This window comes from Enterobacter sp. Ap-1006 (genome assembly GCF_011752835.1).
Classification (GTDB): domain Bacteria; phylum Pseudomonadota; class Gammaproteobacteria; order Enterobacterales; family Enterobacteriaceae; genus Cedecea.
Genome location: NZ_VWWU01000008.1, coordinates 32,880 through 51,898, shown reverse-complemented (window position 1 = coordinate 51,898; position 19,019 = coordinate 32,880). Strand labels below are relative to the sequence as shown.

Annotated in this window: 19 protein-coding genes; 11 read left to right on the top strand and 8 right to left on the bottom strand. The window is 53.8% G+C overall.

Features of this window, described 5'->3' with window-relative positions; genetic code table 11:
• Positions 1-41: 41 nt before the first annotated feature.
• On the bottom strand, positions 42-1,412 hold the full coding sequence (gene cpxA, locus F3J28_RS20575; protein ID WP_008457485.1) for an envelope stress sensor histidine kinase CpxA: 1,371 nt from the start codon (positions 1,410-1,412) through the stop codon (positions 42-44).
• Entirely contained in the window at positions 1,409-2,107 is a 699-nt protein-coding gene (gene cpxR / locus F3J28_RS20570; RefSeq protein WP_008457487.1) for an envelope stress response regulator transcription factor CpxR, read from the bottom strand. The genes cpxA and cpxR overlap by 4 nt, the downstream gene beginning before the upstream one ends.
• A gap of 151 nt (positions 2,108-2,258) precedes the next feature.
• Here cpxR and cpxP point away from each other — a divergent pair, with 151 nt between their 5' ends.
• The 9 genes from cpxP to F3J28_RS20525 all read left to right on the top strand — a co-directional run bounded on the left by cpxP (position 2,259) and on the right by F3J28_RS20525 (position 11,893).
• Positions 2,259-2,768 (top strand): cell-envelope stress modulator CpxP, encoded by a 510-nt coding sequence (gene cpxP / locus F3J28_RS20565; RefSeq protein WP_166879311.1) that lies wholly within the window; start codon positions 2,259-2,261, stop codon positions 2,766-2,768.
• A gap of 123 nt (positions 2,769-2,891) precedes the next feature.
• Entirely contained in the window at positions 2,892-3,794 is a 903-nt protein-coding gene (gene fieF, locus F3J28_RS20560; RefSeq protein WP_166879307.1) for a CDF family cation-efflux transporter FieF, read from the top strand.
• 182 nt (positions 3,795-3,976) lie between these two features.
• Positions 3,977-4,939, top strand: coding sequence for a 6-phosphofructokinase (gene pfkA / locus F3J28_RS20555; RefSeq protein ID WP_166879304.1), 963 nt, complete (start codon positions 3,977-3,979; stop codon positions 4,937-4,939).
• Positions 4,940-5,090: 151 nt separating this feature from the next.
• Positions 5,091-6,080 (top strand): sulfate ABC transporter substrate-binding protein, encoded by a 990-nt coding sequence (locus F3J28_RS20550; protein WP_166879301.1) that lies wholly within the window; start codon positions 5,091-5,093, stop codon positions 6,078-6,080.
• 364 nt (positions 6,081-6,444) lie between these two features.
• Positions 6,445-7,779: an MFS transporter gene (locus tag F3J28_RS20545; protein WP_166879298.1), complete on the top strand. Its 1,335-nt coding sequence runs from the start codon at positions 6,445-6,447 to the stop codon at positions 7,777-7,779.
• Positions 7,780-7,789: 10 nt separating this feature from the next.
• A complete protein-coding gene (locus F3J28_RS20540; RefSeq protein WP_166879293.1) occupies positions 7,790-8,767 on the top strand; it encodes a PfkB family carbohydrate kinase in 978 nt (325 codons plus the stop codon).
• Positions 8,757-9,797, top strand: a complete 1,041-nt coding sequence (locus tag F3J28_RS20535) for an ADP-ribosylglycohydrolase family protein (protein WP_166868956.1) — start codon at positions 8,757-8,759, stop codon at positions 9,795-9,797. The genes F3J28_RS20540 and F3J28_RS20535 overlap by 11 nt, the downstream gene beginning before the upstream one ends.
• Positions 9,798-9,856: 59 nt before the next feature.
• Entirely contained in the window at positions 9,857-10,579 is a 723-nt protein-coding gene (locus tag F3J28_RS20530; protein ID WP_166868958.1) for a GntR family transcriptional regulator, read from the top strand.
• 9 nt (positions 10,580-10,588) lie between these two features.
• Positions 10,589-11,893 (top strand): SLC13 family permease, encoded by a 1,305-nt coding sequence (locus tag F3J28_RS20525; RefSeq protein ID WP_166879291.1) that lies wholly within the window; start codon positions 10,589-10,591, stop codon positions 11,891-11,893.
• Between the two features lie 48 nt (positions 11,894-11,941).
• On the opposite strand, the gene tpiA is transcribed toward F3J28_RS20525, so the two are convergent.
• Together tpiA and F3J28_RS20515 are read right to left on the bottom strand one after the other, a co-directional pair.
• Positions 11,942-12,709, bottom strand: a complete 768-nt coding sequence (gene tpiA / locus F3J28_RS20520; protein ID WP_008457509.1) for a triose-phosphate isomerase — start codon at positions 12,707-12,709, stop codon at positions 11,942-11,944.
• 108 nt (positions 12,710-12,817) lie between these two features.
• Positions 12,818-13,417, bottom strand: a complete 600-nt coding sequence (locus F3J28_RS20515; RefSeq protein WP_166879449.1) for a DUF1454 family protein — start codon at positions 13,415-13,417, stop codon at positions 12,818-12,820.
• Between the two features lie 117 nt (positions 13,418-13,534).
• Between F3J28_RS20515 and F3J28_RS20510 the strand changes: the two genes are divergently transcribed.
• Positions 13,535-13,954 carry a DUF805 domain-containing protein gene (locus F3J28_RS20510; RefSeq protein ID WP_008457512.1) on the top strand — a complete coding sequence of 140 codons (420 nt, stop codon included), beginning with the start codon at positions 13,535-13,537 and terminating at the stop codon, positions 13,952-13,954.
• A gap of 1 nt (position 13,955) precedes the next feature.
• Here the strand turns inward: F3J28_RS20510 and fpr are convergent, their stop codons facing one another.
• From fpr to F3J28_RS20490, 4 genes are all read right to left on the bottom strand, one after another.
• A complete protein-coding gene (gene fpr / locus F3J28_RS20505) occupies positions 13,956-14,702 on the bottom strand; it encodes a ferredoxin--NADP(+) reductase (protein WP_166879288.1) in 747 nt (248 codons plus the stop codon).
• A 99-nt stretch (positions 14,703-14,801) separates the two neighbouring features.
• Complete coding sequence (gene glpX, locus F3J28_RS20500) at positions 14,802-15,812, bottom strand: class II fructose-bisphosphatase (RefSeq protein ID WP_166879285.1); 1,011 nt, start codon at positions 15,810-15,812, stop codon at positions 14,802-14,804.
• A gap of 106 nt (positions 15,813-15,918) precedes the next feature.
• Positions 15,919-17,433: a glycerol kinase GlpK gene (glpK, locus tag F3J28_RS20495; protein WP_008457520.1), complete on the bottom strand. Its 1,515-nt coding sequence runs from the start codon at positions 17,431-17,433 to the stop codon at positions 15,919-15,921.
• Positions 17,434-17,454: 21 nt separating this feature from the next.
• Positions 17,455-18,309, bottom strand: coding sequence for an MIP/aquaporin family protein (locus F3J28_RS20490; protein ID WP_008457530.1), 855 nt, complete (start codon positions 18,307-18,309; stop codon positions 17,455-17,457).
• Positions 18,310-18,744: 435 nt separating this feature from the next.
• On the opposite strand from F3J28_RS20490, the gene zapB reads away from it, so the two are divergent.
• Positions 18,745-18,984, top strand: a complete 240-nt coding sequence (gene zapB, locus F3J28_RS20485; protein ID WP_008457532.1) for a septal ring assembly protein ZapB — start codon at positions 18,745-18,747, stop codon at positions 18,982-18,984.
• The last annotated feature ends 35 nt before the right edge of the window (positions 18,985-19,019 follow it).

The following is a 19,019-nucleotide window of genomic DNA, read 5'->3' as shown; positions in this document are numbered from 1 at the left end:
GGCTCCGTAGAGCCTGTTATAGCGAATATTTTTCCTGCTTGTCAGCGATGATAAAGCGGTAACCAGAGCGTCAGGCGAAGGCCTCCGAGCGGGCTGTCGTCAGCTTTCACCCAGCCACGATGCTGCTGCACGGCTGTTTCCACGATAGCCAGACCGAGACCTGTCCCCCCCGACTCGCGATCGCGCGCTTCATCCGTACGATAAAACGGACGGAAGATCTGCTCTCTGTCTTCCGGACTGACGCCCGGGCCGTCATCGTCAACGGTGACGGTAATGCCCTGATTATCGACGGAGAAATTCACAGCTATCTTGGTGTGCGAGTAACGCAGAGCATTGCGAACAATATTCTCCAGCGCACTTTCCAGGGCATTTGGGTTACCGTACATCAGCCACGGACCCGGCGGGTAGGTGACTTCCAACGACTTACCCATTTGCTCGGCTTCAAACGCAGCGTTATCCAGCATTTCTGCCCAGATTTGGTTCGCTTTCATTGTTTCGCTGACCAGCGCATTTTTTTGCTGATTGCGCGACATCACCAGCAGGTCATTAATCATGCCGTCCAGACGCTGGGCTTCTGTTTCTATGCGCCCCAACTCTTTGCTCTCGCCGCTGCGGCGACGCAGTAGCGCGGTTCCAAGCTGCAGGCGGGTCAGCGGCGTGCGGAGTTCATGGGAGATGTCCGACAGCAACCTCTGCTGCGCCGTCATCATTCGCTCCAACGCAGTCACCATTTGGTTGAAGCTCGCGCCCGCGGCCTGGAATTCCTGTGGCCCAGCCTCGAGTTCTGGATGCTGGCGTAGGTTGCCCTGGGCGACTTCATCTGCTGCATTCTTGAGCTTACGGGCAGGTTTCGCAAGGCTCCAGGCCAGCCAAAGTAACAGCGGAGAACTTACCAGCATGGTGACAATTAGCAGCAGTAAAGGGCGGTCGAACAGCAGGTTGATAAAGTCAGATTGAGAGCTGCTAGCCGGGCGAATCAGGTAAAGTTGGTAGTTATCTTCACCATCTCGCACCGAAAATGGGCCAACTAGCTCAACTCGACCATATTTCTTTTTCTGGGGGTGATCGGCGTTATCGGACTGGCCGATAAAGTTGCGGATGATCTGCATTTCGTTGCGTTGGGCGCCAATGACGCGCCCTTCGCTGGTGACCAGCAGTAAACGCTGGCCTGGAGGTGCCCATTTGTCGATGGCTCGGAACAGACGCCGCCACCACATCAAATCATTCGGTGGATCGGTTGCTAGCTCCGCTTCGACGTGTTGCTCAATCATGTAGCCCTGACGTTGCTCATTTTCCATCAGCTCGGTCATCTGGCGTGAATCCAGCTTCGGCAGCATCAAAACTAACATCAGTACCAGAGCCAGCGTCAGCCAGAAGATGGCAAAAATGCGCGCGGTAAGGCTACTTATCATGAAGCGGAAACCATTAGATAGCCGCGACCACGTAAGGTTTTAAACCACGGATGACCGTCTTTGCGATCCGGCAATTTACGACGCAAGTTGGAAATATGCATGTCTATGGCGCGGTCGAACGGCGTTAAGCGTTTACCCAATACTTCCTGGCTCAGGTGTTCACGAGAAACCACCTGGCCCAGATGCTGAGCGAGGAGATACAGCAGCGTAAACTCTGTGCCGGTTAAGTCCAGCGCTTGTCCGTCGAAACTCGCTTCCTGGCGGCCTGGATTGAGGCTCAGCCCATCGACTTCTACCGTCGGTGAACTGCTGTCGCTGTTTTGTTGCTGCTCGCTCCAGTGTGAACGACGCAGGATGGCGCGAATACGGGCGACCAGCTCACGATCGTTAAAGGGTTTTGGTAAGTAGTCATCGGCACCCAGCTCAAGGCCGAGTACACGGTCAAGTTCGCTACCGCGGGCGGTAAGCATAATGACTGGTGTCTGGTGTGTCTGGCGAAGTTCTTTCAACGTATCAATACCGTTTTTCTTGGGCATCATTACGTCAAGCAATAACAGGTCGATGCTGTCGTCCAGAAGCGTCAACGCTTGCTCACCATCGTGAGCAACAATCACGTCAAAACCTTCCATGTCGAGCAATTCCTTTAGCAGGGAAGTCAGCTCTCGGTCATCATCAACTAACAGGATTTTATTCATTGTGAAATTACCTCCGAGGCAGAAATTACGTCATCAAGGCGCGCTAATCCATGACTTTACGTTGTTTTACACCCCCTGACGCTAGTTTGCAGCGGGAATCGTAGACTGGCTCTCGTTGAATCGCAGCACACACAGATTTCGGGAGCAAGTGATGCGCAATGTTACCGCTGTTGTCATGGCCTCAACACTGGCGGTTATCTCTTTAGCCAGCTCGGCCGATGATTTGCCGACCGGCGTTAACTGGCCACAAAGCGATAATCTGGCAAAACGAAACAACGCTCAGAACCACATGTTTGACGGCATAAGTTTGACTGAGCAACAGCGCCAACAGATGCGAGATCTTATGCACCGGGCAAGGCATGATAGCCCACCCGTTAATGTTAGCGAAATGGAGATCATGCATCGTCTGATCACCGCCGATAAATTTGATGAAGTGGCAGTGAAAGCTCAGGCTGAAAAAATGGCACAAGAACAGGTTGCCCGCCAGGTCGAGATGGCAAAAGTACGCAACCAAATGTACCACTTACTCAGTCCGGAACAGCAAGCCGCTTTAAATGAGAAACACCAGCAGCGCATGGACAATCTCCGTGAACTGTCGGAACTGCAGCAGGGTGTTTCGCTGCAGGCCATGAGTAGTAGCAGTACCCGTAGTAACCAGTAACAAACCCTGTTTTCCTTGCCATAGACACCATCCCTGTCTTCCCCGCCTCACCAGGCGGGTTTTTTTTGCCTGACGCTGAGGCCTGATCCGCTATACTACCGGCATTCACCTGCGGGAGCCCCCATGAATCAACAATATGGGCAGCTGGTTAGCCGGGCTGCAATCGCGGCGACCGTCATGGCGTCGTTGCTACTGTTAATAAAAATTTTCGCCTGGTGGTATACCGGCTCGGTCAGTATTCTGGCGGCGCTGGTGGACTCACTGGTCGATATCGCAGCTTCATTGACGAACTTGCTTGTGGTGCGTTATTCACTCCAGCCCGCAGACGAAGAACATACATTCGGTCACGGCAAAGCGGAATCGCTGGCCGCTCTCGCACAAAGCATGTTCATCTCAGGCTCGGCCCTGTTCCTGTTTTTAACCGGTATTCAGCATCTGGCTGACCCTTCACCGATGAAAGATCCTGGCATTGGCGTGGCGGTGACGATTGTGGCACTGATAAGCACCTTAGTTTTGGTGACGTTCCAGCGCTGGGTGGTACGAAAAACACAAAGCCAGGCCGTCCGGGCCGATATGCTTCATTATCAGTCTGATGTTATGATGAATGGCGCAATTCTCATTGCGCTGGCCCTTTCCTGGTACGGCTGGCATCGTGCTGATTCGCTGTTTGCTTTGGGTATTGGCGTGTACATTTTGTATAGCGCGCTGCGAATGGGTTATGAAGCCGTGCAATCGCTGCTTGATCGGGCGTTACCAGACGAGGAACGTCAGGCTATTATTGATATCGTGAACGCGTGGCCTGGCGTCAGAGGAGCACACGATCTCCGAACGCGGCAGTCAGGGCCGACCCGCTTTATACAGCTTCATATTGAGATGGAAGATAATTTACCGCTGGTTCAGGCGCACGTTGTTGCTGAACAGGTGGAGCAGGCGATTCTGCATCGTTTTCCAGGATCGGATGTGATTATCCATCAGGATCCTTGCTCTGTTGTTCCAACGGGACGGCAAGGGCATTTCGAGCTTTAGTTTTACGTTGGAAAGTTGGCGCTGACTGGCAGTTTTTGCATAATGTACCGCCATTTGGCCTGACCTGAATCAATTCAGCTGGGAGCCGTTGTTATACTATTTGGGCAGCGTCGAAGCTTCGGATTGCCCGCAGCGTTTTCCGGCAACAGGATTAATTTTGCTTTCAAAGTTCAGAGGTAGTCATGATCAAAAAAATTGGTGTGTTGACGAGTGGCGGTGATGCGCCGGGCATGAACGCGGCTATCCGCGGTGTGGTGCGTGCAGCGCTGTCAGAAGGTTTGGAAGTCATGGGCGTCTATGATGGCTATCTGGGTCTGTACGAAGATCGCATGGTGCAGCTCGACCGCTATAGCGTGTCCGACATGATCAACCGTGGCGGTACATTCCTCGGCTCCGCTCGCTTCCCTGAGTTCCGTGATGAAAACATCCGCTCCGTGGCTATCGAAAACCTGAAAAAACGCGGCATTGATGCGCTGGTAGTTATCGGCGGCGATGGTTCTTACATGGGGGCAATGCGCCTGACCGAAATGGGCTTCCCTTGCATCGGCCTGCCGGGCACCATCGATAACGATATCAAAGGCACCGACTACACCATTGGTTACTTCACTGCGCTGGAAACCGTAGTTGAAGCGATTGACCGCCTGCGTGATACCTCCTCTTCACACCAACGTATCTCCATCGTTGAAGTGATGGGGCGTTACTGCGGTGACCTTACTCTGGCTGCGGCTATCGCCGGTGGCTGTGAGTTTGTGGTGCTGCCGGAAGTTGAATTCAGCCGTGAAGATCTGGTGGCAGAAATCAAAGCTGGTATTGCGAAAGGTAAGAAACACGCCATTGTGGCTATCACCGAGCACATTTGCGATGTTGATGAACTGGCTAAATACATCGAAACCGAAACCAAGCGCGAAACCCGCGCTACCGTTCTGGGCCACATCCAGCGCGGAGGTTCTCCGGTAGCGTATGACCGTATCCTTGCATCTCGTATGGGTGCTTATTCCATCGAACTGCTGCTGCAGGGCTTTGGCGGTCGCTGCGTAGGTATTCAGAACGAAAAACTGGTTCACCATGACATCATCGACGCGATTGAAAATATGAAGCGTCCGTTTAAAGGTGACTGGCTGGATTGCGCTAAAAAGCTGTACTAAGCCGAGGTGCTGTCAGCGAAAACCGGGCATGGCCCGGTTTTTTATTACCTGTTATATCGCCAAAAGTTATAGCCAATCTTTTTTTATTCTTTAATCATTGAAATGGTTTCTGGCAGGCTGACTGCATCAAACTTCATAAAGAGAGCGGGCGATGAACAAGTGGGGCGTGGGTTTAACATTACTTTTGGCTTCTGGTGGCGTACTGGCGAAGGATATTCAGTTACTCAACGTGTCTTACGATCCGACTCGTGAACTGTATGAAGAATACAACAAAGCGTTCAGTGCTCACTGGAAGCAGCAAACCGGTGATACGGTCACCGTGCGCCAGTCTCACGGCGGATCCGGGAAGCAGGCAACGTCGGTCATCAATGGCATTGAAGCCGACGTTGTGACCCTGGCGCTGGCCTATGACGTTGATGCCATTGCCGAGCGCGGGCGCATTGATAAGAACTGGATCAAGCGCCTGCCGGACAATTCTGCGCCATACACTTCCACCATTGTATTCCTGGTGCGTAAGGGCAACCCTAAACAAATTCATGACTGGAACGACTTGATCAAACCTGGCGTTTCCGTCATCACGCCAAACCCGAAAAGCTCCGGCGGCGCGCGCTGGAACTATTTAGCGGCGTGGGGTTATGCATTGCACCACAACAATAACGATCAGGCGAAAGCGCAGGACTTCGTTAAAGCCTTATTCAAAAACGTAGAGGTGCTGGACTCCGGTGCCCGTGGTTCGACCAACACCTTTGTTGAACGCGGCATTGGCGATGTGCTGATTGCGTGGGAAAACGAGGCGCTGCTGGCGACCAATGAATTAGGCAAAGACAAATTTGAGATTGTGACCCCGAGCGAATCTATTCTTGCGGAACCGACGGTGTCCGTAGTGGACAAGGTTGTTGAGAAGAAAGGGACTCAGGCCGTGGCGGAAGCCTATCTGAAGTATCTTTACTCGCCTGAAGGCCAGGAGATTGCGGCGAAGAATTACTATCGTCCGCGCGATCCGGAAGTCGCGAAGAAATACGAAAAAGCGTTCCCGAAACTGAAGCTCTACACCATTGATGAAGAGTTTGGTGGCTGGACGAAGGCGCAGCAGGATCACTTCTCTAACGGCGGCAGCTTCGACCAAATCAGCAAGCGTTAAACTCTACTGCACGGTCGGTTAATCACCTGCCGGAGAGTGGAAGAAAAGAACCCGGTAGCTAAGGCTGCCGGGTTTTTTTATTGTGTTCGCTCAGATCACGCGGCATCTTAAATTCATATTGGCTTTTTTTTGATCAAAATCACACTCTCATGTCTTGTCCGTGCATCTCATATTTAAATAATGTGAAATCGATCTAAAGATATAAAAGCATACCTTTATATCTTTTTAGGTTGGCGTACTCTCCTCCCTGACGCTATCCCCGCGCTGTTCGGCTACAGATACCGTTAAAAAATATTTATTTCACGCAGTTATCTCTTCTCCTGTTCGACATTCTTGCGCCTTACGGTGCCAAAGGAATACCGATATGAAACTGTCAATCGTGGAAAAAGTGGGATTTGGCGCCGGGGATATGGCGATTAACGTAGTGATCGTGGCCATGCAGCTTCTGTTGGCCTATTTCTATACCGATATCTACGGCCTTAAGGCCGCGGATGTCGGCGTATTACTGATAGTTGTGCGCATGATCGACGCTTTTATCGACCCGGCAATGGGGATGCTAACGGATAAAATATCGACACGCTGGGGGCGCTATCGCCCGTGGCTGATTTGGTTTGCTGCGCCGTTCGGCTTTGCCGTTTATCTGATGTTTATTACGCCCGACGTTGCCTATACGGCAAAACTGGCATGGGCCTACTTCACCTATATCCTGATGACCGTGGTCTATACCGCGATCACCATTCCCTATATTTCGCTGATCGGCGTGATCAGTAACGACCCGGTCGAACGGCTGAGCGCCAATGGCTACCGTTTTGTCATGACAAAGATAGCCGCGTTTCTGGTCACTATCGTTGTACCTATGCTGGCAGTGTGGCTGGGACAGGGCAGTAAAGCCCACGGCTACCAGCTTTCGATGGGGTTAATGGGCTTGATGGGAACCCTGCTCTTTGTTTTCTGTTTTTTGACCACCCGCGAGCGCAGCGAACCGGAGTTGCCGTCGCTGGGCATAAAGCAGCAGTTTGCTACTTTGCTGCGCAACGACCAGTGGCTGATTTTGGGCGTAGTCATCATGTTGCTGATGTGTGGCTATGTGATTCGTGGTTCCGTGGCGGCTTATTATGCGAAATATTATCTTGGCGGCGGCGATGCCCTGATATCTCCTTTCCTGACCACTGGCGTAGTCGCCTCTATTCTGGCCATGGTGGTTACCACCTGGGTGACGAAATTCTGGGACAAAATCAAAATGTTCCGTTACACCCAATTGATCACTTTTGCTCTGAGCTTCGCGATGTATTTCAGCGTCGGTCAGCAGAACCTGGTTCTCGCATTCATCTTCTACTTCCTGATCAACTTCTTCTGCGACATGCAAATGCCGGTGTTTTGGTCCTCGATTGCTGAGGCGGTGGATTACGGTGAGAAGAAAACCGGATTACGGGTCTCTGGTCTGGCCTTCGGCGGCATCCTGTTCTTCCAGAAATTCGGCATGGGTATCGCGGGCGGTGTACTTGGGTTCTTGCTTAGCCACTTTGGCTATCAGGCCGACGTTCAGCAGAGTGCAAGGTCGCTGGTCGGTATCGCACTGATGATGACGATGATCCCGTCGCTGTTCCACCTGGCCGTCGGGCTATTAATGAAAATGTATCTGATCAATAACCATTACTACCGTGATATTCAGGCCGATCTGGCTCACCGCCAGGCCTGAGGAGGGCTTTATGCATCAACGCAACAAGGTTTGGGTGATTGGCGATGCTTCGGTGGATCTGATGCCTGAGCAGGTTAATACCTACCTGAAATGCCCCGGTGGCGCATCGGCAAACGTGGCGGTTTGCGTTGCGCGTCTGGGGGGAAACTGCGGATTTATAGGTTGCCTTGGTGACGACGATGCCGGTCACTTTCTGCAGCATACTCTCCGCGATGATGGCGTTGATGTCACGGCATTGCGGCTTGATCCACGGCAAACCAGCGCGGTATTGATTGTGAACCTCACGCCTGAGGGAGAACGCAGCTTTACTTATCTGGTTCATCCAGGGGCTGATGCCTTTGTTTCTCCTCAGGATCTTCCCGAGTTTAGGGCCGACCAATGGTTCTATTTTAGCTCGATAGGGCTGACCGAGAGTCCCGCTCGGGAAGCCTGCCTGGAGGGCGCCCGGCGAATAAAAGAGGCCGGGGGACATGTCATGTTCGACGTTAACCTGCGCATCAACATGTGGCGAGACGCCGGTGAAATCAGGCCGCTAATGGCAAAAGCGATTGGTGAGGCGTCTATCTGCAAAGTGTCTGCGGACGAGCTTTGCTGGCTGGGTGAGGTGGAGCATTGGCAGGATGCCCGTCACCTGATTCGCCAAATGGGCTGCGAGACGACCATTATTTCCCTCGGCGAGCAGGGTGCTCTGCTGGTATCGCCGGAGGGCGAGTTTAGCTTCCCTGCGCCGCAAGTCACCGTGGTGGATACCACCGGAGCGGGAGATGCCTTTGTTGGCGGGCTACTTTACACCCTTTCTCAGTCTGCAGAATGGGATCGCAGGCTGCTTGCGGAGGCAATAGATAACGCCAACGTCTGTGGCGCTATGGCGGTGACGGCCAAAGGGGCAATGACGGCATTGCCTTATCCGGAACAGTTTGCCGCCTTTCGGGCCAGCCATCCGATAAAAAATAACCTCAATCCCTTAGGAGTTATTTATGAACGTTGAACACAACAAAATTCTCGGGTGCCTGATCGGCGCCGCCGCTGCTGATGCTATGGGGGCGGCCACAGAGGTACGAACTCAGCAACAGATTCGCGATTATTTTGGGGGCTGGGTGACCGGCTTCGAAAAGCCGCCTGCCGATACTTTTGGCCGTTGCAATGAAGCAGGGATGTGTACCGACGATTTTATCCAGGCGAAATACATCATTGATGCTTTGCTAAAGCACCAGCGTAAAGTGAGCGATGGCGTAATGCGCGAGGCGTTTCAGCGCTGGCTGGATTACCCGTTCTATGCCAATTTTACCGGCCCCACGACCCGCGCAGCCATGAAAGCTATCTTCAACGATAACCGGGCTTCTTTGCAGGGTGAACTGGAGGGCGAGAAGCAATCCGTCCAGATAGTTAATAAGGGCAATGCGGAAGCGACCAACGGCGCGGCGATGAAAATCTGGCCTGCGGCGGTGCTGCACCCGGGTGATATTGAGGCGGCGATCCAGTCCGCGCTGGACATTACGCGCTTTACCCATAATAACGTGCTGGCGATGTCCGGCGCAGCGGCAATGGCGGCGGCGACCAGCGAAGCGCTGCAAAACGTCACCAGCGCCGAAAGTATTATTGCGGCCGGTATTTATGGTGCAGACCGTGGCTATGCGCTGGCGCAGGAACAAGGGGCGATGATCGTTGCAGGGCCTTCTGTGGCAAGACGCATAGAGCTGGCAGTGTCCATTGGTAAGCGTCACCTGAGCTGGGAAACGGCGATTGTTGAGCTGGCGGATATTATTGGTTCCGGGCTGCATGTCAGCGAAGCCGTGCCCGCCGCATTTGGCCTGTTCGCTTGTTGTCCGGATTCTGCCGTTGATGCTATTATTTCCGGCGTTAACATCGGCAATGATACCGATACCGTCGCCACCATGGTTGGGGCACTTTCCGGCGCTTTCCATGGTGCTGATGCTTTTCCTGCCGATTACTTAACAACCATTAATCGCATGAACCATTTCGATTTGGCAGAACTCGCCAGGCAGATTACAGGCTAACGTTGTGCTCTGTGGGGCGGCTATGCCGTCCCCGTCTGGCAGACTTTGAGGTAAGCAGCTTGCAGGTTGATAAGACGAGTTTTACTCCGCTATACAAACAGTTGTTTTACATCATCTGCCAGCAGATCCAAAGCGGGGCGCTGCCGCTGGGGAGCCAGCTCCCAACGCAAAAGGCGTTAGCCCAGGCCTATAATGTTTCGCTGATTGTGGTCAAACAGGCATGGAGTGAACTGATTGGTGCCGGCATTATCACTTCTCAGCGCGGCAGCGGTTCGGTGGTTAGCGCCGTGCCGGAAGGCGTGAGCTACGGGCACACCTTTCGCGGCATTACCTCCGATCTGCGCGATGCCAGCGTGGCGGTTGAAAACCGTATTCTTGAGATAGCCCCGCGACGCGCCCGCGATGCTCAGGAAGATGGGCTCAGCTTGCCCGCCCATCATCATTATCTCTATATTTCTCGTATCCGCTGCCTGAACAACCGCCCGTTTAACCATGAGAAAATCTATCTCGATCTCTCTTTCTTCCCCGGCTTAACACTGACGGCAGAAGCCCTCGAAAATGTTTCGCTCTACAGCCTGTTGAAGGTGAAAAGCGATTCAGCGATTGAAAAAGTTGACGCGATTTTGCCGGGGGCCGATCTCTGCGAGAAGCTGCAAATTGAACAGAATAAGCCGCTGCTTTCCGTGTCCCGCCAGACGTTTATGGCCGGAGAAACACGACCGTTTGAGTATTGCCGCTATTACGTTCTCTCTGACTATTTTGGTGAGATTCACTACCACTAGGAGACAGGTATGTCGCTCTGGTTGTCAGACCCTCTGATCCTGCCCGGCATTATTATCCTTATCACCATTGTCCTTTGGGCCACTTCTGCCCTCCCGGAATACCTGACTGCCCTGTTATTTTTTGCCGCGGCGATGGTGGCAAAGATAGCTCCGGCCGAGGTGATTTTCAGTGGTTTTGCCTCGTCGGCCTTCTGGCTGGTATTTAGCGGTTTTGTGCTGGGGATTGCGATTCGTAAAACGGGTCTGGCCGATCGAGTTGCGCGGGCGCTGTCCGCCCGGCTGACGGACTCCTGGCTACATATGGTTGGCAGCGTCGTGCTGCTAAGCTATGCGCTGGCATTTGTTATGCCGTCAAATATGGGACGCATTGCCCTGTTGATGCCGATTGTTGCGGCGATGGCGAAAAGAGCGTCCATCGGCGAAGGTACCCGCGCCTGGTACGGCCTGGCGCTGGCCGTGGGGTTTGGCACTTTCCAGCTCTCGGCGACGATCTTACCCGCGAATGTGCCAAATCTGGTGATGAGCGGGGCGGCTGAAGGGTCTTATGGCCTGCATCTTAACTATCTGCCTTATTTGCTGTTGCACACTCCGGTGCTTGGCATCCTGAAAGGATTAGTGCTGATATGCCTGATTGCCTGGCTATTTCCCGGCAAACCGCTGCCGCCAAAGCAAATTGAGAATCCAGGGCCGATGAGCCCCGAGGAAAGACGGCTGGCGTGGCTGCTGGTCGTTGTGCTCGGGCTGTGGGTGACGGAAAGCTGGCACGGTATTGGTCCTGCATGGATAGGGCTGATTGCCGCCTGCGTGACGCTGTTGCCGCGCGTGGGGTTTATCTCCGGTGAGGAATTTGCCAGCGGTGTAAATGTGCGCACCTGTTTCTATGTCGCGGGCATTTTGGCGCTGGCCACGACCGTAACGCATATCGGCCTTGGGGCCCTTGTGGGCGAGAAGCTAATGGCGATTATGCCCCTGGATGCCAGCAGGCCGTTCACCAGCTTTGCTGCGCTAACCGGTATCACCAGCCTGCTTAACTTTATCGTCACTGCGAACGGCGTTCCCGCGCTCTATACCACTTTTGCCGAGAGTTTTTCGCAGGCGACCGGTTTCCCGCTTTTGTCGGTGATTATGATTCAGGTGCTGGGTTACTCAACGCCGCTTCTGCCGTATATGGCGTCGCCGATTGTGGTGGCGATGGGGCTGGGAAAAGTCCCGGCAAGGGAAGGGATGAAGCTTTGCCTGGTGCTGGCCGTGGTGACGTTTTCGATTTTGCTGCCGCTGGACTACGGCTGGTTCCAACTGCTGCACAAACTCTAAAAAAAACGGCTCCGCAAGCGGAGCCGTTCATCAATATTATTCGCGTAATTACGCTTTTTTCGCTTCAGCTGCTGCTTTAACGATAACCGCGAAAGCGTCAGCTTTCAGGGATGCACCGCCAACCAGCGCGCCGTCAATGTCTGGCTGAGCAAACAGCTCTGCTGCGTTTTTATCGTTAACGGAGCCGCCGTACTGGATGATCACTTGCTCAGCCACTTTCGCGTCAGCTTTAGCAATGTGGTCACGGATAAATTTGTGTACCGCCTGAGCCTGAGCTGGGGTTGCAGATTTACCGGTACCGATAGCCCAGATTGGTTCGTAAGCGATTACCGCACCTTCGAAGGCCGCTGCGCCCTGAGTTTTCAGCACGGCGTCGATCTGGCGTGCACAAACTTCTTCGGTTTTACCCGCTTCGTTTTCAGCTTCGCTTTCACCGATGCACAGAACTGGCACCAGGCCTGCGGCTTTCAGCACGGCGAATTTCTTCGCGATGAACTCATCAGACTCAGCGTGATAGGTACGGCGCTCAGAGTGACCGATGATGATGTATTTAGCACCGATATCTTTCAGCATCTCTGCAGAAACTTCACCGGTAAACGCGCCGGACAGGTTAACGTCTACGTTCTGCGCGCCAAGAATGATGTGGCTACCGGAAGCAGCGTGTTTCGCCAGGTCCAGGTACATGGTCGGTGGGGCGATAGCCACGCCGCAGCCTTCCACGCCAGACAGCTCTTTACGCAGGTTAGCAACAAGCTCGTTAACCATGTGTTTGCTGCCGTTCAGTTTCCAGTTACCCATCACCAAAGGATGTCGCATTTTAATTCTCCACGCGGTAAGCAATAAAAAGAATCACTGCCCGTCGGGCAGCTTGGTCTGTGAAACAGTATAGAGAGTCGGCGGGCGAAAGGCTTTGCTTTTTGTCATTTATTCGCCGCTGTTTAGCGTCTCAGATAGCGTTAGCTTAATCGGTTCAACGGCGAAAGTTAGCCCCTTTTCGCCGTTATCTGCCACGACATAGCGAATAGCACCGTCGTTCTGCGCGAAATAGCGTTTATTTTTGCCGTCGCTGAGTAGTTTGGTCAGTTTCTGCTGGCTTTGCGCTTTGGAAAGCGTTGGCGTGAAGCTGCGGATGATCGCAGCCATGTATTCCAGCGCTTTGCCACGGGCGGCTTTTTGCTCCGGCCCCTGAATGGGGAGCCAGGTTATCTGCATCGACTTAATTTTTAGGGTGCCGAGTTCCAGTGCCACAGAAGCATAAAGGTTTTCGTTGATCTTGGTAGCGGCGCGGGTCAGATTGGCTTTGTCGCGGCTCTTCTCCACGGCGCGAAATTCGTTCAGCGGCAGCGACGGATTATCAATATCAAATTTGCCACGAAACTGGGTAATGGTCAGATCGAAAGTGGGTGCGCCGGGCAGCAGATAAGGCGCTGCCGGAAGTTGAGAAACTGCGTCTGACGCAGGATCTGCCCGGCTCACCGCCAAAGGCAGCGCCAGCAGCACGAGGGCAGGCAGCAGGTATTTCATCGACACACTTCTCCTGATGGGTTCATCATCCCGATTAAATCGGCAATCCGTTGGCTTGTCAAAACGGGCGGTGACCAGGGTACACTACGCCGCGATAAAATAATAAGGACCTTACCCATGACCATACAGCAATGGTTGTTCTCTTTTAAAGGGCGTATTGGACGCCGCGATTTTTGGATTTGGATCGGCGCGTGGATAGTCGGGCTGATTATTCTGTTTACTCTGGCCGGGGCCGAAATCATGCCGTATTCCACGGCGGGCTTCTTCCTCACCGGCTCGCTGATTCCAACTGCGGCGGTGATTGTGAAGCGCCTGCACGACAGGGATAAAAAAGGCTGGTGGGCGTTGCTCTTTATTCCTGCCTGGCTGCTGGTGGCGGGAAACTGGGAAACCTTTGGCACCTTGTGGCAGTGGGGATTGGGCCGTTTTATCCCGACGCTGATTTTCGTCATGGTGCTGATGGACCTGGGCGCTTTTGTTGGCACCCAGGGTGAAAACCGTTTCGGGAAAGAGACCAGCGAAGTTAAATTCCGCTGATTTACCAGTAATGCTCGGCGGTCATGTGGCCAGGCCTGCGGCGCAGATGTTTGGCCATCTGCCGGGTATCTTTCAAGAGCTGTTGCGTGTCACGCACCATTTGCGGGTTACCGCATAGCATCACATGGCTGGTTTCAATATCCATCGGTAAACCAACGGCGGCCTCCAGCTCACCGCTTTCTATCAGCGCCGGAACACGCCCGGTGAGCGAACCTGCGACCGTTTCGCGGCTGACCACGGTTTGAATACGCAGTTTGCCCTGGTAGCGTTCCTGTAGTTCAAGCATCAGCGGCAGATAGCTTAAATCATTGGCATAGCGGACCGCATGGAGCAGCACGATATTCTCAAAACGCTCAAGGTCTTTGCCTTCCTGCAGGATTGAGAGATAAGGCCCCAGCGCGGTGCCGGTCGCCAGCATCCAGAGTGTTTTGCAGTCAGGAATTTCTTCCAGCACAAAGAACCCGGCGGCTTCGCTTACCAGCTGCACTTCATCGCCAGGCTTGAGCGCATGCAGACGAGGGCTGAGTTTTCCTTCGGGAACGGTGACCAGATAGAACTCGAGATCGGGATTACTGGGGGCATTCACGTAGGAGTAGGCGCGCTGTACGCGTTCGCCGTCAATTTCCAGCCCAAGCTTGGTAAATTGCCCGGCGGTAAACGCGTGCACCGGCGCATGAACCGTCAGGCTGAAGAGAGAATCCGTCCAGTTTTGAACTCTGGTAACTTTACCTGTAACCCACTCCGCCATGTTGTACTCCCGTCGTTGCTTTTTACCTATCTTCACCAGAATGTGGCAGCATTTCCAGCCCAAACGAGCCGGAAAGCTCGAACCAACAAACGAGAAACGTTACAGAATATGCTTCTGTACCTCGGTATCTTTACGATCGAGATAATGAATAGACTGAATGCGGCGGATCGTACGGGATTTACCGCGAATCAGCAGCGTCTCCGTGGTGGCCATATTGCCTTTACGGGTGATCCCTTCCAGCAGGTCGCCTTTAGTGATGCCGGTAGCAGAGAAAATAACGTTGTCGTTACGCGCCATTTCATCGAGCTTTAGCACGCGTTCAGCTTCGATGCCCATTGCTTTGCAGCGCGCCAGTTCCTGTTCGCCGATGCGACGATTCTCTTCGCTGTCGCCTTTTACGTGGTGGCGAGTCAGCAGGCGGCCCTGCATGTCACCGTCCAGCGCACGGATCACTGCCGCTGAAACCACACCTTCCGGCGCACCGCCGATGCCGTAGAGGACATCCACTTCGCTGTCCGGCATGCAGGTCAAAATAGAAGCAGCTACGTCGCCATCGGGAATAGCGAACACGCGCACGCCAAGCTTTTGCATCTCTTTGATCGTTTCGTCGTGACGTGGCTTGGCCAGAATGGTTACGGTCAATTCGCTAAGCGGTTTTTCCAGCGCAGCGGCGATGCGGCGAAGATTGTTCTCGAGGCTGAGATTAAGGTCGATGACGCCTTTGGCCCCCGGCCCAACAATCAGTTTTTCCATATACATATCGGGCGCATTGAGGAACGTGCCTTTATCTCCCACCGCGAGCACGGCCAGAGCGTTGGCCTGGCCCATCGCCGTCATGCGCGTACCTTCGATGGGGTCAACGGCAATATCTACCGCGTCGCCTTTCCCGGTCCCGACTTTTTCACCAATGTAGAGCATCGGCGCTTCGTCAATTTCACCTTCGCCAATGACGATCTCACCGTCGATATTGATTTGGTTAAGGACGATACGCATGGCGTTTACTGCTGCGCCGTCGGCGACATTTTTATCGCCGCGGCCAAGCCATTTGTAGCCAGCAAGGGCGGCGGCTTCGGTCACGCGGGAAAATTCGATGGCAAGTTCTCGTTTCATAGCAGACTCATTTAGCAAACAGAATTGCCGGGGAGTTTAGCACAGGCGAGGAAAGGGGCGGGAAAGGCAGAGACTGTAAGGCCCCTTTCCAGGGGCCTTGTAGGGATTACTTCTCTTCGTGATCTTCCCAGGCAAGGGCGCGTTTAACCGCCTTCTGCCAGCCGGCGTAGCGGTAATTACGCTCGGTGGTTTCGATACCAGGGCGGAACTCTTTCTCGATGACGGATTTCTCCTGCAGCTCATCGAGGTTCTGCCAGAAGCCCACGGCCAGACCGGCCAGGTAAGCAGCACCCAACGCAGTGACTTCGCGAACTTCAGGACGCTCAACACGGGTACCCAGAATGTCGGACTGGAACTGCATCAGGAAGTTGTTGGCTACCGCCCCGCCGTCCACGCGCAGCGCGTGCAGACGAATACCGGAGTCTGCCTGCATTGCTTCCAGCACGTCACGGGTCTGGTAGGCGATTGATTCCAGAGTGGCGCGAATGATGTGGTTAGAGTTCACGCCGCGGGTCAGGCCGAAAATAGCCCCACGTGCATACGGGTCCCAGTAAGGTGCGCCGAGGCCGGTGAACGCAGGCACAACGTAGACGCCGTTGGTATCCTTCACCTTGTTGGCGAAGTACTCGGAGTCGAACGCATCGCCAATCAGCTTCATTTCGTCACGTAGCCACTGAATGGATGCCCCCGCCATGAATACGGCGCCTTCCAGCGCGTAGTTCACTTCACCTTTCGGGCCGCAGGCGATAGTCGTCAGCAGACCATTGGTGGAGGCTACGGCTTTCTCACCGGTGTTCATCAGCATAAAGCAGCCGGTTCCGTAGGTGTTCTTCGCCATCCCTTCTTTCACGCACAGCTGGCCAAACAGCGCGGCCTGCTGGTCACCCGCGATCCCGGCAATAGGAATACGCGTGCCGCCCTTACCGCCGATGTTGGTCTGGCCATAGACTTCGGAAGACTTGCGCACTTCCGGCAGCATAGCGCGAGGAATGTCCAGCGCTTCCAGCATGCGGTCATCCCAGTCCAGCTCGTGGATGTTAAACAGCATGGTACGAGAAGCGTTGGTGTAGTCGGTGACGTGTACACGCCCCTGAGTCATCTTCCAGATGAGCCAGGTATCCACGGTACCGAACAGCAGTTCACCACGTCGAGCACGCTCGCGCGAGCCTTCGACGTGGTCGAGGATCCATTTAACTTTAGTGCCGGAGAAGTACGGGTCCACCACGAGGCCGGTGTTGTGACGCACGTATTCTTCCATGCCGTTGCGCTTCAACTCTTCACAGATATCAGCGGTACGGCGGCACTGCCAGACGATAGCGTTGTAAATTGGCTTACCGGTTTCGCGCTCCCAAACTACTGTGGTTTCACGCTGGTTGGTGATGCCGATGGCCGCGATTTCGTCGGAGTTGATGTCGGCTTTCGCCAGCACTTCTACCAGCGTGGAGCTTTGGGTGGCCCAGATTTCCATCGGGTCATGCTCTACCCAGCCTGGCTTAGGATAGATTTGCTCAAACTCACGCTGTGCAACGCTAATGATGTTGGCGTCATGATCCAGGACGACGGCACGCGAGCTGGTTGTTCCCTGGTCGAGAGCGACGATGTACTTTTTTTCTGTAGTCATAATCAAGTCCTGAAGTCAGTATTACAGTGCTTTTTGCTGAGAGGTCACCTTGCTGTCCGGCTTGTCTTCTTCGACAACGCAGACGTCGCATGGCAGGTGGCGACCAATCAATTTACGGTAGCCGAATGCGCCAAGGGAAGCGCCGAGAATAGGCGCAAACAGCGGCACCAGGAAGTAAGGAATATCTTTCCCACCGGTGAAGGCGACGTCGCCCCAGCCAGCCAGCCACGCAAAGGTCTTCGGCCCAAGGTCACGCGCTGGGTTCATCGCAAACCCGGTCAGTGGTCCCATGGACGCGCCGATCACCGCAATCAGCAGGCCAATCAGCAGCGGAGCCAGTGGGCCACGCGGCACGCCGTTGCCATCGTCGGTCAGCGCCAGAATGACGCCCATCAGAATGGCAGTGATCACCATTTCTACGGCGAATGCCTGGACGAAGTTAATGTGTGGGTTCGGATAGGTGGAGAAAATGCCCGCCAAATCCAGACTTTCTACGCTGCCGCGCACCATATGGTGCGTTTGTTCGTAGTCGAGGAACAGATTGTAATATAAGCCATAAACCAACGCGGCGGCGCAGAATGCGCCAAGGAACTGTGAAATAATAAACGGCACGACTTTGCGTCCGTCAAAACAAGCGAACAGCCAGAGTGCGATCGTTACTGCCGGGTTAAGATGTGCGCCGGAAACTCCTGCGGTCATATAGATGGCCATTGCCACCCCTAAGCCCCAGATGATGCTGATTTCCCACTGCCCGAAGGTGGCACCGGCCACTTTCAATGCAGCAACACATCCCACACCGAAGAAGATCAACAACGCGGTACCCATGAATTCGGCGATGCACTGGCCTTTTAAGGTTGTTGTAGCGGTCTGACTCATAGTGGGGTCCTGAAGGCAAATTGATGATTATTGTTGTCGAGCATCCTTGTCACCTTTATGCCATGTAGGCATGGTGTTAATTTATCGTTAACGAGCACAAACGAGAAATATCGAACTTAAAATGTGCGTGGTGCGTCAAGAAAATGAGCGTTTTCGCGCTAAAAAATGAGCGGTGCCTCATGGGAAAGAAGGGGAAATTACGCGTTTTGTTAACGTGTTTTTTAACAATTCGAATCGACCGTGAACCCTGGCTTTCAGCATAGGCTGAAAAACGTCATGTTACGCAAAGAGCGCGGTAAGCCGCTGGACACGGGCATCCGGGCTACTTACAATCGAGTTACGCTACGTGTTGTGCATACGTTCATAAAGGCGTCGCCGTAGAATCGGGACGAGGATAGCCATCCATCAACGCCTTGCCATTCAGGAGAGTTCGAAATGTCATTTGAAGTGTTTGAGAAACTGGAAGCAAAAGTTCAGCAGGCGGTTGACACGATTACGTTGTTACAGATGGAAATCGAAGAGCTGAAAGAGAAAAATAACGGTCTGGCTCAGGAAGTTCAGCAGGCGCAAAGCAACCATGAAGAGCTGGTGCGTGAAAACAGCAGCCTGAAAGAACAACAGCACGTCTGGCAGGAGCGTTTACACGCGCTGCTGGGCAAAATGGAAGAAGTGTAATTCCTGCTTCCGACAAAAAAGAACGGGCGCCTCAG